Raw genomic sequence first — 14,439 nt, 5'->3', positions numbered from 1 at the left:
GGATCATCCCGTGCGATGGGGAATTCTCAGGTTTCAGCACCCGCCGGCAACGCGTTGGCGATGGTCGGCCGGAACCTGCCGCTCAACCCGCTGCGCCCTACGATATCCGCGCGACGGCGCCAGCCCAGAAGCGCGCCAAAAAAAACCGGCCGCCAGGGCCGGTTCAAGTTTCAAGACACAAGCACTCAGTGATAGCTCTGCGCCGCCTTCACCGCGGCGGCGGCGTCCACCAGGCCGGCGGAGCAGCCTTCGCAGTCGGTCGCCGGCGCGCGCGCGGTGTCGATCAACAGCTTGCGCGTGGCTCTCCAGTCCAGGTTCGGATTGACCGACAGCATCAGCGCCACCAGGCCGGCCACGTGCGGGGTGGCCATCGAGGTGCCGCGGTCCGCGCCGTAGATGTCGTTGCCCGGCGAGGTCTTGCCGTCGTTCAGCGTGGAGATGATGCCGGGGTCCTTGCCGATGAAGTCGCCGCCCGGCGCCGTCACCGCCACCATCGCGCCGTAGTTGGAATAGGACGCGATGCCGCCGTTCATGCCGTTGGCCGCCACCGTGATCACGCCCGGGCAGCTGGCCGGGGCGAAGTCGCGGGTGTTGCGCGTGGCGTTGCCGGCCGCCACCACCACGATGCCCTTCTTCGCGGCAATCGTCTTGAGCACGTCGCGGTAGGACTGGGTGCACGGCTGCCCGCCGCCCAGCGACATGCTGATGATGCGCGCCGGGTTGGTATTGGCCGGCATGCCGGTCACTGTGCCGCCCACCGCCCACAACATGGCGTCGGCGATGTCCGCGTCGGTGCCGCCGCAGCGGCCCAATACGCGCAACGGCAACAGCTTGGCCTTGGGCGCCACGCCGGTCAGGCCATTGCCGTTGCCGGCCGCCGCCGCGATGGTGCCGGCGACGTGGGTGCCATGCCAGCTGCTGTCGGATGCCGGGGTGCCGGCGCCGCAATCGCCCGCGGCCGCCCAGTCGCCCTGGTCCTGCGCGTTGGCCTGGCGAGCCGTGGTCTTGTCCGGACCCACCGCCAGCCGGGCGGCGGCCGGATCGCTCACGAAGTTGTAGCCCGGCTGCAGCAGATTGGGCACCAGGTCTTTATGCGGACGGTATCCGGTGTCCAGCACCGCCACGGTCACGCCCTGGCCCTGGGTGATGTCCCAGGCTGCCGGCAGGTTCAACGCGCCCGGCTGGCTGGCGCTGTCCTGCATGTCCCACTGCGCGCTGGCATACATCGGGCTGGCGGGCACCAGATTGGCATGCTTGATGAAATTGGGCTCGGCATACTCCACCGACGCGTCCTGCTGCTTGATGCGTTGCGCCAGCGCATGCGCCTGGGCGGCCGTCATCGGCTTGCCGCTGTTGAACACATAGGCGCCGGTGCCCATCTGGTGATCGAAACGCAGCGGCTGGCCGGTAATGCTTTGCACTTGCCGGGTGCGCGCGGCGTAATCGCCGGGATGGGTCGGCAGCGCTTGGCCGCGCGGCAGGCTGGCCGCCTGACGGGCCAGCAGCGCCTGCGAGTTTTGCTTGTACTTGACGATGATGCCAGCGGCTTCGGGACCGCCCGGCGCCGCCAGAACGGCGCCGCTCAGGCCTGCCAGCAGCAGGCCGGAAATCAGATGATGCATTTTCACGGAAAGCTCCTTCTACTTGCTACGCGGGCGGGTCAGTTCTGCAGGAATGGAATGGTGGTCAGATTGGCCGGCAACTTGCCGCCGCCGGCGGACGGGCTGCCCCAGTTCACCACCTTGCCGTCCTTGGCCACCGCCAGGAAACCGCCCAGATCCGTGCTGTAAATGGCGCGGATATTCTGCAGCTTGGCCTGCACCGCGGAGCTGTCGCCGCCGTGAGCGGCCGCGCCCCAGGTCACCACCGTGCCGTCCTGCTTCAGCGCGGCGAAGGCGTAGTCATTGGAGAACAGCGCCACCACATTGCTCAGCCTGGACTGCACTGCGGAGCTGTCGCCGCCGCGGGTCTCGTCGCCCCAGGTCACCACGGTGCCATCCTTCTTCAAGGCGGCAAAGGCGTTCTCAGTGCTGGCGACGGTCACCACGTTATTAAGCTGAGCCTGCACGCTGGCGACATTATTGAGTTGACTGTCACCCCAGCTCGCCACCGTGCCATCCTGCTTCAGCGCGACGAAGGCGGTTTTGCTGGCGAATACCTTGGCCACATTGCTTATGCCCTTCTTGGGATCATTGAAGTCGGCGCCGCGGTCGAATATCACGCTGCCTATGGTGCTCACCACGCCGCTCTGGCTCAGCGCGGCGATGACATTGCGGTTGCTCAACAAGGACAGATTGGCTTGCGGCATCGGTTCGCTGCCGTCATACAGGCCGGTGCTGGTGTTGTCGAAGTTCTGGCCCCAAGTCACCACGCTGCCGTCCTTCTTCAGGGCGATGAAGCTGTAGTCGGTGGAATAGACCTTGACCACATTGCTCAGCTTGGCGGCCACACCGCTGGCATCGCCGCCCACAGACGGATCGCCGAAGGCGAATACCGTGCCGTCTTTCTTCAAGACCGCCACCGCGCCTTCGGTGTAGCTGACGTCGGTGACATCGCGGAATTTCGCCAGCATGTCGGGCGTGAAGAACGAAGAAATGGAGGACATGGCGCCATCGCTGTCGAACGGCTGCTCCAGATTGCCCCAGGCGGAGGCGCTGCCGTCCGCGTTCAGCGCGACGAAACCGCGCTTCAACGCCCACAGCTTGCTTACCTTGTTCAGCGGCGCCACCGGGCCGAAGTTAGGATCGCCGGGACCGCCCTGATCTTTGCTGTTGCCGCCGGAGGCCGGACGGCCCCAGCTCACCACGGTGCCGTCTTTTTGCAGTACGGCCCAGGCGCGCTCGCTGCCCACCACCTGCGCCACATTCTTGGGCTGAACTGCCAGGACCGAGGTATCGCCGCCCAGGCGCTTGCTGCCCCACACCGCCAGCGTGCCGTCAGCCTGGGCCACGGTGAATACGGAGGGCGTAGCGAATACGGTTTGCGGGGCCAGGATTAGCCCTGTAGTACGGAAGCCGCAACTGGCGCGCACCAGCAGAGGCGAGCTGGGGTCCGGATCATCGATATAGTTGCCCTCCTGCGTGGAAGACTGGTTATAGCTTTGCCAGGTCAGTTGCAGATTGCCCGCGCAACTGCTGCTGGCCGCGGCCAGCGTGCCGCCGCGCTTGCCGAACACATCCAATTGCAACGAACCGCCGGCCAAACTATTGGTATTGCCGTTATCGCCCGTTGAAGCGCCGCTGTCGCCGCCGCCGCCGCAACCGGCCAGCGCGCCGATCAGGCCCACCCCCAGCGCCAGCGCGCTCAGGCGCCATGGCGTATGTATCCGATTCATCACGTCTCCCTTTCTCTATCGCAGACATTTTTCTTTTTTAATGCTCAAGGCATTAAACAAAAATGTAACAGCCCAATGAAGAAAGGGAAAATATTTAAAACAAGTACAAAGTTTTACGTGCTTTTTCGCAACAAATTCAACGCAATATCACTAAATATTAAATAATCTTGCAACAAGCAAATACTCAAAACGAATTTCCACTCAAATGTTTATTGCGCCATTTTTGATTTAAATATCATAAAAACAATCCTTCCCACACCAACCCGTCCTTTTATGCTGTCAGGCCGATCAGGCGTTTCTCGCTGCGCACTTCGACCACGCGCGATAGCGCGCGATGCTCAAACAATCTAGCATTTTGGAATAAACATATTCAAAATCATCACAATTTTTAAAAAACATGCAAAATAAAAGCCGCCCGCAACTTATGCGGGCGGCCTTGGCCTGACAGCCTGGCGGTCAGACGCGCGCGAGCTGAGTCGCTTCGCGCGCCAGCGCGGTGATGCGGTCCCAATCGCGCGCGGCGATGGCGTCGTCCGGCGTCAGCCAGCTGCCGCCTACGGCCAGCACATTGGGCAGGGCCAGGTATTCCGGGGCCTTCTTGATGTCGATGCCGCCGGTCGGGCAGAAGCGCAGGTCCGGGAAGGGGCTGGCCAGCGACTTCAGCAGCTTGACGCCGCCCACGGCCTCGGCCGGAAACAGCTTCAGGGTATTGAAGCCCTCGTCCTGCGCCCACATGGCTTCGGACGGGGTGGCGATGCCGGGGATCAGCGTCAGGTTGGACGCGCGCGCGGCCGAGGCCAGCTCGCCGGTGAAGCCCGGGCTGATGCCGAACTGCGCACCGGCGTCCACCGCCGCTTCCAGCTGGGCGCGGTTGCGCAGCGTGCCGGCACCGACGATGGCGTCCGGCACTTCATCGCGCATGCGGCGCATCGCGGCCAGCGCGGCCTTGGTGCGCAGCGTCACTTCCAGCACCTTGATGCCGCCGGCCACCAGGGCGTGGGCCAGGTCCACCGCCACCGCGGCGTCGTTGACGATGATCACCGGCACTACCGGGCCTTGGCGCAATACAGTCAATGCATCCATTCTTAATCTCCTGTTGGCAGGCGGCGCGCTTGCGCGCCGTCTGCTGAATCGTATACGCCGCTCAGTTCCAGTCCGGGTGGCGGAAGCTCATCGCGCCAGCCTCGGCCTCGTCGGCCGTGTGGCGGAAGCCGGCGAACAGCTCGCGGCCCATCCCGTATTCATTGTGCGACAAATCGGCCTCGGCCTGCTCGCGCGCATCCCATTCTGCCTGGTTCACCAAGGCGGACAGCTCGCCGGTTTCGGCGTTGACGCGGATCAGGTCGCCATCCTGGATCTTGCCGATGGCGCCGCCGGACAGCGCTTCCGGCGAAATATGGATGGCCGCCGGCACCTTGCCTGACGCGCCGGACATGCGGCCGTCGGTCACCAGCGCCACCTTGAAGCCGCGCTCCTGCAGGATGGTCAGCGCCGGGGTCAGCTTGTGCAGCTCCGGCATGCCGTTGGCGCGCGGGCCCTGGAAGCGGATCACCGCGACGAAGTCTTTTTCCAGCTCGCCGCGCTTGAACGCCGCCAGCATGTCGTTCTGATCGTGGAATACCACCGCCGGCGCTTCCACCACGCGATGCTCTGCCTTCACCGCCGACACCTTGATCACGCCGCGGCCGATATTGCCGGCCATCAGCTTCAGGCCGCCGTCGACGGAGAAGGGGTTGGACGCCGGGCGCAGCACGCTGTCGTCGCCGCTCACCGCCGGCGCGTCGCGCCATTTCAGCTCGCCGTTGTCCAGCCACGGTTCCTGGGTGAAATGCGACAGGCCGCGGCCCATCACCGTGCCCACATCCTCGTGCAGCAGCCCGGCCGACAGCAGCTCGCGGATCACGAAGCCCATGCCGCCGGCGGCATGGAAGTGGTTCACGTCGGCCTTGCCGTTCGGGTACGCGCGCACCAACAGCGGAATCACCGCGGACAGCTGGTCGAAATCGTCCCAGTTGACGTCGATGCCGGCGGCGCGGGCGATGGCGACGATGTGCATGGTGTGGTTGGTGGAGCCGCCGGTGGCCAGCAGGCCGACGATGGCGTTGACGATGGATTTTTCATCGATCATCTCGCCCACCGGGGTGAACTGCTCGCCCTGGGCGGCGATCTTGGCGCCCTGAACGGCGGCGGCGCGGGTCAGCGCCTCGCGCAGCGCGGTGTTCGGATTGACGAAGGCGGCGCCCGGCAGGTGCAGGCCCATGATCTCCATCAGCATCTGGTTGGAGTTGGCGGTGCCGTAGAAGGTACAGGTGCCGGGACCATGATAGGACTGGCACTCGGACTCCAGCAGCGCGTCGCGGCCTACCTTGCCTTCGGCGTACAGCTGGCGCACCTTGGCCTTTTCATCGTTGGCGATGCCGGTGGTCATCGGGCCGGCCGGGACAAATAGCGCCGGGAGATGGCCGAAAGTCAGCGCGCCTATCATCAGGCCCGGCACGATCTTGTCGCACACGCCCAGGTACAGCGCGGCGTCGAACATCTGGTGGCTCAGCGCGACGGCGGTGCTCATGGCGATCACGTCGCGGCTGAACAGCGACAGCTCCATGCCGGCCTGGCCCTGGGTCACGCCGTCGCACATCGCCGGAACGCCGCCGGCGAACTGGGCGGTGGCGCCGGCCGCCAGCGCGGCCTCCTTCAGCCAGACCGGGAAGGCTTGCAGCGGCTGGTGGGCCGACAGCATGTCATTATAAGAAGACACAATCGCCAGATTGGCGCGATGCTCTTCTTTCAGGTGAATCTTCATCGTATCCGGCATCGCCGCGAAAGCGTGGGCCAGATTGGTGCACGATAGATGGGCCCGCTCCACCCGGCCTTGCTGCGCGGCGGCGCGCACGCGCGCAAGATAGGCGCTGCGGCGCGGCTGGCTGCGCGCGATGATGCGGTCGGTAACGGCGGACAGGGTGGGATGCAAAGCCATGATGACGTTCCGTGTTGAATTAAGTCTGATAGTAGTTTTACTACACGCAAAACGCAAGGCGGACTACGCGCCGCCTACGGCGTCCAGCCGCGACTATCCGCTTTTCCGACAGCCATTTCCAGCCTAGATAGCCAATTTTTGAGCCAAGGCAAAAGGTGTTGCAAAAGTGGCCTCGCCCGCCGCTTGGCCATAGACAGCCAGTAGCCGAATGGTAATATAACTACATCTAATTAAACTTCGAGATGGAAGATCAGGATGGAGAATCGTTCTACCCCTACCCCGGCCTTCGACATGGTGTTGTTCGGCGGCGCCGGCGACCTGGTGATGCGCAAGCTGCTGCCTTCCCTGTACCAGGCGCACGCCGCCGGCCTGCTCAACGAGCAGGGACGCATTCTGGCGCTGGGCCGCAAGGACCTGAGCCGCGACGACTACCTGGCTTCCGTCGAGAAACAGTCGCGCATTCACATCAAGGCCCAATTCAGCGATGAGGCCTGGCAAAGCTTCTGCGCGCGCATAGACTACCTGCGCGTGGACGCCTCCCAGGCCGCCGACTACCCGGCCCTGGCCGACAAGATAGGCGCCGACAACGGCAAGGTGGTGGTGTGCTACCTGGCCACCGCGCCCAATCTGTTCGCCGGCATCTGCGAAAACCTGGCCGCCGTCGGCCTCAATCGCGACAACGTGCGCGTGGTGCTGGAAAAGCCGCTGGGCACCGACCTGGAGTCGTCCAACGAAATCAACGACGACGTAGCCCGCTTCTTCAAGGAAGAGCAGCTGTATCGGATTGACCACTACCTGGGCAAGGAATCCGTACAAAACCTGATGGCCATCCGCTTCGCCAACGCGCTGTTCGAACCGCTATGGCGCCGCGAGTGGATACACGACGTGCAGATCACCATCTCGGAAGAGCTGGGCGTGGGCAGCCGCGGCGACTTCTACGACGGCACCGGCGCGCTGCGCGACATGGTGCAGAACCACTTGCTGCAACTGCTCTGCATCGTGGCGATGGAACCGCCGGCCAATCTGGAAGCGGACGCCGTGCGCGACGAGAAGTTGAAGGTGCTGAAGGCGCTGCGCCCGTTCACCGAGCAGGAAGTGGCCAGCAAGACCGTGCGCGGCCAATACAAGGCCGGCGCCAGCGGCGGCCAGCCGGTGGTGGGCTATCTGGACGAGGCCGGCATCCCCGAAAACAGCCAGACTGAAACCTTCGTCGCCATCAAGGCCGAAATCGACAACTGGCGCTGGGCCGGCGTGCCCTTCTTCCTGCGCACCGGCAAGCGCATGCAGGAACGGCTGGCCGAAATCGTCATCAACTTCCGCGACGTGCCGCACCAAGTGTTTTCCGGCCCCTTGGGCGGCAACCACCACGCCAACCGCATGGTGATCCGTTTGCAGCCGGATGAAAGCATCCGCCTCTACTTCCTGGCCAAGGAGCCGGGCGACACCATGCGCCTGCAGCCGGCCTACCTGGACCTGGACTTCTACAAGGCCTTCAAGGTGCGCCGCGCCGACGCCTACGAGCGGCTGCTGCTGGACGTGATCCGCGGCAAGCTGGCGCTGTTCATGCGCCGCGACGAGCTGATCGAAGCCTGGCGCTGGGTGGAACCCATCATGGATACCTGGTCCGCCAGCACCAACAATCCGCCCAAACAGTACACCGCCGGCAGCTGGGGGCCGGCCGCCTCCAGCGCGCTGCTGTCGCGCGACGGCATCAGTTGGCACGAGGAGTGTTAAGGTAGGGCGGAAGCCCCCTCAGGGGCGTTCCGCCTTTTTTCACCTCAATAGCAGCAAATGGCGGAGCGACCCCGCAGGAAGCTTCCGCCCTCCCAAAAGCCAAGACAGTATCCAGGCGGAACGCCCGCGCAGCGGGCTTCCGCCCTACAGATGACAAGACCGGGGCGGAACGCCCCGCGCCAGACCAAGACCGAGGTAAGCGCATGAACTGGTTGGAATTTCCCGAGGCCAAGCAACTGACCGACGCGCTGGCCAACAGCATCGCCTCGCGGCTGTCCGCCGCCATCGCCAGCAAGGGCAGCGCCGTGCTGGCCGTCTCCGGCGGCAAGTCGCCCATCCCCTTGTTCCAGCTGCTGTCCGAAATGGCGATAGACTGGACGCGCGTCACCGTCACCCTGGTGGACGAGCGCTTCGTCGCGCCAGACCATCCGGACAGCAACGCCGGCCTGGTTCGCCAACACCTGCTGCAGAACCGCGCCGCGCCGGCCCGCTTCCTGCCGCTGGTGCGCGAAGCCAAGGACATTGACGCCGAAGTGGCCGCCGGCAACCGCGACTTCCTCGCGCCGGACGTCGCCATCCTGGGCATGGGCGAGGACGGCCACACCGCCTCGCTGTTCCCCGGCGCGCCGGAGCTGGCCGCCGGCTTGGACCCGGCCAACGCCCTTCCCATCCTGGCCGTCACGCCGCAGACCGCGCCGCACCGCCGCGTATCCATGAGCTACGCCGCGCTGCTGCGCTCGGGCAACCTGATTCTGTCCATCCAGGGCGCCAAGAAGCGCGAAGTGCTGGATGCCGCCCGCCGCGCCGTCAGCGACGCGCTGCCGATCAGCCATTTCCTGGCACAGGACAAGGCGCCGCTCGATGTCTACTGGACTGCCTGAGGCCTGGCCGCGCCTGCTCGGCGACGTCGGCGGCAGCAACGCGCGCTTCGCGCTGGAAACCGCGCCCGGCGTCATCGAGGACATCCTGACGCTGCCCACTGCCCGCTACCCGACGCTGGAAGACGCGCTGCGCGACTATCTGGCCCAGGCGGGCGCGCGCCGCGTCGCCCATGCCGCCATCGGCATCGCCAATCCGTTGAACGGCGACCAGGTGACGATGACCAACTGCCCCTGGTCGTTTTCGATAGCAGCCGTGCGCCAAGCGCTGGGCTTCACCACCCTGCTGTTCCTCAATGATTTCACCGCGCTGGCCCTGGCCCTGCCGCGTCTGCCCGGCCGCGAACTGGCCCGGATAGGCGGCGGCGAGCCGCGGCCGGACGCGCCGCTGGCGCTGATCGGCCCCGGCACCGGGCTCGGCGTATCGGCCCTGGTGCCGCACGCCGGCGGCTGGCGCGCGCTGGCCGGCGAGGGCGGCCATGTCTCCTTCGCCCCGCAGGACGAAGCCGAGCTGGCCATCTGGCGCTACGCCCAGGCGCGCTTCGGCCATGTATCCGCCGAGCGCCTGCTGTCCGGCGCCGGCATCAGTCTGATCCACCAGGCGCTATGCTCGCGCGACGGCGAAGACGACGCCCCGCGCGAGCCGGCCTGGATCACCGCGCAGGGGCTGTCCGGACAGGACCCGCGCTGCCGCGAAACGCTGGAAATCTTCTGTGGCGCGCTCGGTTCGGCCGCCGGAAATCTGGCCTTGACCCTCGGTGCCCGTGGCGGGGTATACATAGGTGGTGGTATTGTGCCGCGTCTAAGCGGTTTTTTTGAACAATCCCCATTTCGCCGCCGCTTCGAGGACAAGGGACGGATGTCGGGCCTTTTGGCCGGCATCCCGGTTTATCTGATCACCAGCGCCTATCCCGCCCTGCCGGGCGTGGCCGCCTACCTGGCGGACCATCTGGCGCCGCGCAGCAACCTCCCGGTGGACGCCTCCACCACTCCTCGCGGCGGCACAGCAGGAGACATGCATGCTTGATCGCATCCGTGGCCAACTGGAGATGCTGTCCTCGGCCGAGCGCAAGGTCGCCGAGCTGGTGCTGGAGCAGCCTTACACTGTGATCCAGGCGGCCGTTGCCGACATCGCCAAGAGCGCCGGCGTCAGCCAGCCCACCGTGATCCGTTTCTGCCGCACCGTCGGCTGCTCCGGCCTGCCCGACTTCAAGCTCAAGCTGGCCGGCAGCCTGGTGACCGGCGTGCCCTACGTCCACTCCAGCGTGCGTCCGGAAGACCCGACGTCCGAAATCGTGGCCAAGGTATTCGACAACACCGTTTCGGCCCTGCTCAAGTGTCGCAACGACGTCAACCCGCAGGCCATTGAGGCCGCGGTGCGGCTGCTGACCGACGCCCATCGCATCGAATTTTACGGCCTGGGCAACTCCGGCATCATCGCCGCCGACGCTCAGCACAAATTCTTCCGCTTCGGCATTCCCACCGTCGCCTATTCCGACACCCACATCCAGATGATGGCGGCGTCGGTGCTGGGCCCGGACGATGTGCTGGTGGCCATTTCCAGCTCCGGCCGCACCATGGAGCTGCTGGAAGCGGTGGACGTGGCCATCGCCGCCGGCGCCAAGGTGATCGCGCTGACCACCAGCGGTTCGCCCCTGGCGCGCCGCGCCACCGTGTCCCTGATCGCCGACACGCTGGAAGACAATGAAACCTACAGCCCGATGATCTCGCGCATCGTGCATCTGGTGCAGATCGACATCCTGGCGGTCAGCGTGGCGCTGCGCCGCGGGCCGGGATTGATCCGCCAGCTGGAAAAGACCAAGCACAGCCTGAAGAACCGCAGACTGGACAACAAGCAACCGGAATAGGACGAGATATCATGAGTGAACTGACCGAACTGCCGGCCTGGCAGGCCCTGTGGGACCACTTCGCCGAGGCCAAGCATCTGCACATGCGCGAGCTGTTCGCGGCGGATCCGGGCCGGGCCGAGCGCTATTCGCTGGAGGTGGGCGGGCTGTTCCTCGACTATTCCAAGAACCGCATCACCGACGCCACGCTGCTGGGCCTGATGGAGCTGGCGCGCGAAACCGGCCTGCCGGCGCGCATCAAGTCCATGTTCAAGGGCGAGAAGATCAACCGCACCGAAAACCGCTCGGTGCTGCACATCGCGCTGCGCAACCGCACCAACTCGCCCATCGTGGTGGACGGCGAGGATGTGATGCCCAAGGTCAACTCGGTGCTGGAGCGGATGGGCAAGTTCGCCCACGCCGTGCGCTCCGGCGACTGGCTGGGCTACACCAAGCAGCCCATCACCGACATCGTCAACATCGGCATCGGCGGCTCGGACCTCGGCCCGCTGATGGTCTGTAGCGCGCTGAAGCCCTTCGGCCACCCGCGGCTGAACATGCACTTCGTCTCCAATGTGGACGGCGCGCAGTTGAAGGAAACGCTGAAGAAGGTCCACCCGGAGACCACGCTGTTCGTAGTGGAGTCCAAGACTTTCACCACCCAGGAAACCCTGACCAACGCGCTGACCGCGCGCGAATGGTTCCTGGCCCGCGCGCGCGACGAGGGCGCGGTGGCCAAGCATTTCGTCGCCGTGTCCACCAACCAGAAGGCGGTGGCCGAGTTCGGCATAGACCCGGCAAACATGTTCGAATTCTGGAGCTGGGTGGGCGGCCGCTACAGCCTGTGGTCGGCCATCGGCCTGCCCATCATGCTGTATCTGGGCGAGGAGAACTTCACCGAGCTCTTGAACGGCGCCCACATCATGGACCAGCACTTCATGAACGCGCCGTTCGAGCAGAACATGCCGGTGCTGCTGGCCATGATAGGCGTGTGGTACATCAACTACTACGGCGGCGGCAGCCATGTGATCGCCCCGTACGACCAGTACCTGCACCGGCTGCCAGCCTTCATCCAGCAGCTGGACATGGAGTCGAACGGCAAGCAGGTGGCGCTGTCCGGCCAGCCGGTCAACTACGAAACCGCGCCCATCATATGGGGCGAGACCGGCATCAACGGCCAGCATGCCTTCTTCCAGCTCCTGCACCAGGGCACCCACATTTCGCCGATCGACCTGATCGCCTCGCTGGAGAACCGCTCCAACTTGCCGGGCCACCACGAGATACTGCTGGCCAATGTGTTCGCCCAGGCCGAAGCCTTCATGCGCGGCAAGACCGCCGATGAGGCGCGCGCCGAACTGGCCGAACAGGGGCTGAAAGGCGCAGCGCTGGACGAGTTGGTGCCGCACAAGGTGTTCGACGGCAACCGTCCGACCAACACCCTGCTGATGAGCCGGCTGGACCCGCGCAACCTCGGCTCGCTGATCGCGCTGTACGAGCACAAGATCTTCGTCCAGGGCGTGATCTGGCACATCAACAGCTTCGACCAATGGGGCGTGGAGCTGGGCAAGCAGCTGGCCAAGACCATCCACGCCGAGCTGACCGGCAAGCTGGACCAGGCCGAGCACGACAGTTCCACCCGCCGCCTGATCGCGCTCTACCGCAAGGCCAACGGCTGAGCCGGCCGACGCATGGCAAAACGCCCCCGCAGGATGCGGGGGCGTTGTTTTTTTTCAGCGCCGCCAAATTGGGGATAACCCCGATTGTCCGACAAACGCGATGCTGCTCAAATACGCGCTTAAAGTCTGCATAAAAACAATGGACTAAAGAAGATCGATCGGGATGAGTAAGTTCTGCAACGCCACGCTGGCCGGTTTTTTGCTGGCCGCCAGCCTGTCCGGCCAAGCCGCCGGACAGCTGGTCCGCGTCGGCGGCGATTCCGCCGCCCCCATTACCCTCCGCGGCACCGTCATCGGACCGGTCGCCTCCGGCAGCAAGGCCGAAGGCACGTTTTCCGAGACCTACCACCTGAAGCTGAGCCAGCCCATCCGGCTGGACGGCAGCGCCGCCTGCGGCCTGCGCAAGGTGTCCAGCCTGGCCTTGAGCCAGGACGGCATGGACAGGCTCAAGGGCCGAGCCGTCACCGTGCAGGCCCGCGTGTTCTGCCAGGAAGACCGCGGCGTCGCCTACCGGCTGGCCGACATCACCGTGCTGTAAACAGGCCGGACAGCGCCCGCGCGGCCTCGCCCGCGTCCTTCGCCTCGAACAAGCCGCCTATCACCGCCACCGCGTCCGCGCCAGCCTCGATGACTCGCGCCGCATTGTCCGGCGTGATGCCGCCTATCGCCACCGCATTCGCGCCCAGCGCCGCCGCCTCCGCCAACAAGCTCAGCGGCGCGGCCGCGGCATGCGGCTTGGTCTGCGACGAAAACACCGCGCCGAAGGCGACATAGCTCGCGCCGGCCGCCAGCGCCCGCCGCGCCAGCGCGATCTGGTCATAGCAGGACGCGCCGATCACCGCGTCCGGGCCCAGCCGGCTCCTCGCGGCGGCGATGTCGCCGTCGTCGCGGCCCAGATGGACGCCGTCGGCGCCGACCCGCTCCGCCAATCCGACGTCGTCGTTGACGATGAACAGCGCGCCGTGGACGCGGCACAGCCGGCGCAGCGCCGTCGCCTGGCGCAGCCGGCGCGCCGCGTCGCCGCTCTTGTCGCGGTACTGCAAAACGCGCGCGCCGCCGGCCAAGGCTGCCGCCGTCAGCTCGAACAAGCGCGCGTCATCCAGCCCATCCGGCGTGACCGCGTACAGACCCTCAACGCTTGGCGGCATCGCCTTCTTCCTCCTCATCGCCGCGCGCCCAGAACATGCGGTCCGGCAGGAACTGGCCCATGCCGGGACGGAAACCGTTGAGCAGCGTCTGATAGGTGTACTCCTGCGCCTCGCGCACCGCCTCCGGCAGCAAGAGGCCGGTAGCCAGCATGCCGGCGATGGCCGAAGCCAGCGTGCAGCCGGAACCGTGATAGCTGCCGGGCAGCCGCTCCCAGTGGTCGGCGCGTACGATGCCATCCTGGCCGTACAGGCTGTTGACCACTTCCTTGGTGTTCTCATGGGTGCCGGTGATCAGCAGATAAGGGCTGCCCAGGGCCAGGATGCGCTCGGCGCACTGGTCCAGCGTCAGCTCCTCGTCCTCGTCCGGATCGCTGCTGGCCAGCCGGCGCGCCTCCAGGCTGTTCGGGGTCAGGATGGACACCTGCGGGATCAGCATGTCGCGCATCGCGCCTATCAGGTCCTCGTCGGCCAGCTCATGGCCGCCGCCGCTGGCCAGCACCGGGTCCAGCACCACCGGGATGTCCGGATAGTCGGCGATCAGCTGCGCCACCACGGCGACGTTTTCCACGCTGCCCAGCATGCCGATCTTGAATGCCGCCACCTGCATGTCTTCCAGCAGGAAGCGGGCCTGATCGTTGACCCAATCCGAATCCAGCACCATCAAGTCATTGACGCCGACGGTATCCTGCACCGTGATCGCGGTGATCACCGACAGCGGGTGGCAGCCCAAGCTGGCCAGCGTCAGGATATCGGCCTGGATGCCGGCGCCGCCGGACGGATCGGAACCGGCCAGGGTCAGCACCAGCGGCGGGGTGGCGGGAGTGGTCAAGGGCAAACCTCTTCTG

Annotated in this window: 12 protein-coding genes; 6 read left to right on the top strand and 6 right to left on the bottom strand. The window is 65.7% G+C overall.

What is annotated here, in order from left to right:
* Nucleotides 1-185 precede the first annotated feature (185 nt).
* The 4 genes from C2I19_RS04385 to edd all read right to left on the bottom strand — a co-directional run bounded on the left by C2I19_RS04385 (nt 186) and on the right by edd (nt 6,311).
* The gene (locus C2I19_RS04385) at nt 186-1,622 is read right to left on the bottom strand and encodes a S8 family peptidase (RefSeq protein ID WP_103901497.1); all 1,437 of its coding nucleotides are present in this window, start codon (nt 1,620-1,622) and stop codon (nt 186-188) included.
* Between the two features lie 38 nt (nt 1,623-1,660).
* The gene (locus C2I19_RS04380) at nt 1,661-3,334 is read right to left on the bottom strand and encodes an RCC1 domain-containing protein (protein ID WP_103901496.1); all 1,674 of its coding nucleotides are present in this window, start codon (nt 3,332-3,334) and stop codon (nt 1,661-1,663) included.
* A 456-nt stretch (nt 3,335-3,790) separates the two neighbouring features.
* Nucleotides 3,791-4,417, bottom strand: coding sequence for a bifunctional 4-hydroxy-2-oxoglutarate aldolase/2-dehydro-3-deoxy-phosphogluconate aldolase (locus tag C2I19_RS04375; RefSeq protein WP_103901495.1), 627 nt, complete (start codon nt 4,415-4,417; stop codon nt 3,791-3,793).
* Nucleotides 4,418-4,478: 61 nt separating this feature from the next.
* Nucleotides 4,479-6,311: a phosphogluconate dehydratase gene (gene edd / locus C2I19_RS04370; protein WP_103901494.1), complete on the bottom strand. Its 1,833-nt coding sequence runs from the start codon at nt 6,309-6,311 to the stop codon at nt 4,479-4,481.
* A gap of 255 nt (nt 6,312-6,566) precedes the next feature.
* Between edd and zwf the strand changes: the two genes are divergently transcribed.
* From zwf to C2I19_RS04340, 6 genes are all read left to right on the top strand, one after another.
* A complete protein-coding gene (gene zwf, locus C2I19_RS04365; RefSeq protein WP_103901493.1) occupies nt 6,567-8,045 on the top strand; it encodes a glucose-6-phosphate dehydrogenase in 1,479 nt (492 codons plus the stop codon).
* A 203-nt stretch (nt 8,046-8,248) separates the two neighbouring features.
* The gene (gene pgl, locus C2I19_RS04360; protein ID WP_103901492.1) at nt 8,249-8,926 is read left to right on the top strand and encodes a 6-phosphogluconolactonase; all 678 of its coding nucleotides are present in this window, start codon (nt 8,249-8,251) and stop codon (nt 8,924-8,926) included.
* Nucleotides 8,907-9,950, top strand: a complete 1,044-nt coding sequence (locus C2I19_RS04355) for a glucokinase (RefSeq protein ID WP_103901491.1) — start codon at nt 8,907-8,909, stop codon at nt 9,948-9,950. The genes pgl and C2I19_RS04355 overlap by 20 nt, the downstream gene beginning before the upstream one ends.
* Nucleotides 9,943-10,791 (top strand): transcriptional regulator HexR, encoded by an 849-nt coding sequence (hexR, locus tag C2I19_RS04350; protein WP_103901490.1) that lies wholly within the window; start codon nt 9,943-9,945, stop codon nt 10,789-10,791. Before C2I19_RS04355 ends, hexR begins: the two co-directional genes overlap by 8 nt.
* Nucleotides 10,792-10,802: 11 nt before the next feature.
* Complete coding sequence (gene pgi, locus C2I19_RS04345; protein WP_103901489.1) at nt 10,803-12,446, top strand: glucose-6-phosphate isomerase; 1,644 nt, start codon at nt 10,803-10,805, stop codon at nt 12,444-12,446.
* A gap of 163 nt (nt 12,447-12,609) precedes the next feature.
* Nucleotides 12,610-12,984: a hypothetical protein gene (locus tag C2I19_RS04340; RefSeq protein WP_103901488.1), complete on the top strand. Its 375-nt coding sequence runs from the start codon at nt 12,610-12,612 to the stop codon at nt 12,982-12,984.
* Here C2I19_RS04340 and thiE read toward each other — a convergent pair.
* Both thiE and thiD read right to left on the bottom strand, forming a co-directional pair.
* Nucleotides 12,971-13,594, bottom strand: a complete 624-nt coding sequence (gene thiE / locus C2I19_RS04335; protein ID WP_103901487.1) for a thiamine phosphate synthase — start codon at nt 13,592-13,594, stop codon at nt 12,971-12,973. The two genes, C2I19_RS04340 and thiE, sit on opposite strands and share 14 nt — an antisense overlap.
* Nucleotides 13,578-14,423, bottom strand: a complete 846-nt coding sequence (thiD, locus tag C2I19_RS04330) for a bifunctional hydroxymethylpyrimidine kinase/phosphomethylpyrimidine kinase (protein WP_103901486.1) — start codon at nt 14,421-14,423, stop codon at nt 13,578-13,580. The genes thiE and thiD overlap by 17 nt, the downstream gene beginning before the upstream one ends.
* Nucleotides 14,424-14,439: the final 16 nt, after the last annotated feature.

Source organism: Chromobacterium alticapitis, from assembly GCF_002924365.1.
In the GTDB taxonomy this organism is placed as follows: domain Bacteria; phylum Pseudomonadota; class Gammaproteobacteria; order Burkholderiales; family Chromobacteriaceae; genus Chromobacterium; species Chromobacterium alticapitis.
The sequence above is the reverse complement of the archived record's forward strand: the minus strand, read 5'-3'. Positions and strand labels throughout refer to the sequence as shown.

Coding starts and splice junctions, on each gene's coding strand:
- C2I19_RS04385 (WP_103901497.1), bottom strand. CDS start 1,622: ATGCATCATCTGATTTCCGGCCTGCTGCTGGCAGGCCTGAGCGGCGCC.
- C2I19_RS04380 (WP_103901496.1), bottom strand. CDS start 3,334: ATGAATCGGATACATACGCCATGGCGCCTGAGCGCGCTGGCGCTGGGG.
- C2I19_RS04375 (WP_103901495.1), bottom strand. CDS start 4,417: ATGGATGCATTGACTGTATTGCGCCAAGGCCCGGTAGTGCCGGTGATC.
- edd (WP_103901494.1), bottom strand. CDS start 6,311: ATGGCTTTGCATCCCACCCTGTCCGCCGTTACCGACCGCATCATCGCG.
- zwf (WP_103901493.1), top strand. CDS start 6,567: ATGGAGAATCGTTCTACCCCTACCCCGGCCTTCGACATGGTGTTGTTC.
- pgl (WP_103901492.1), top strand. CDS start 8,249: ATGAACTGGTTGGAATTTCCCGAGGCCAAGCAACTGACCGACGCGCTG.
- C2I19_RS04355 (WP_103901491.1), top strand. CDS start 8,907: ATGTCTACTGGACTGCCTGAGGCCTGGCCGCGCCTGCTCGGCGACGTC.
- hexR (WP_103901490.1), top strand. CDS start 9,943: ATGCTTGATCGCATCCGTGGCCAACTGGAGATGCTGTCCTCGGCCGAG.
- pgi (WP_103901489.1), top strand. CDS start 10,803: ATGAGTGAACTGACCGAACTGCCGGCCTGGCAGGCCCTGTGGGACCAC.
- C2I19_RS04340 (WP_103901488.1), top strand. CDS start 12,610: ATGAGTAAGTTCTGCAACGCCACGCTGGCCGGTTTTTTGCTGGCCGCC.
- thiE (WP_103901487.1), bottom strand. CDS start 13,594: ATGCCGCCAAGCGTTGAGGGTCTGTACGCGGTCACGCCGGATGGGCTG.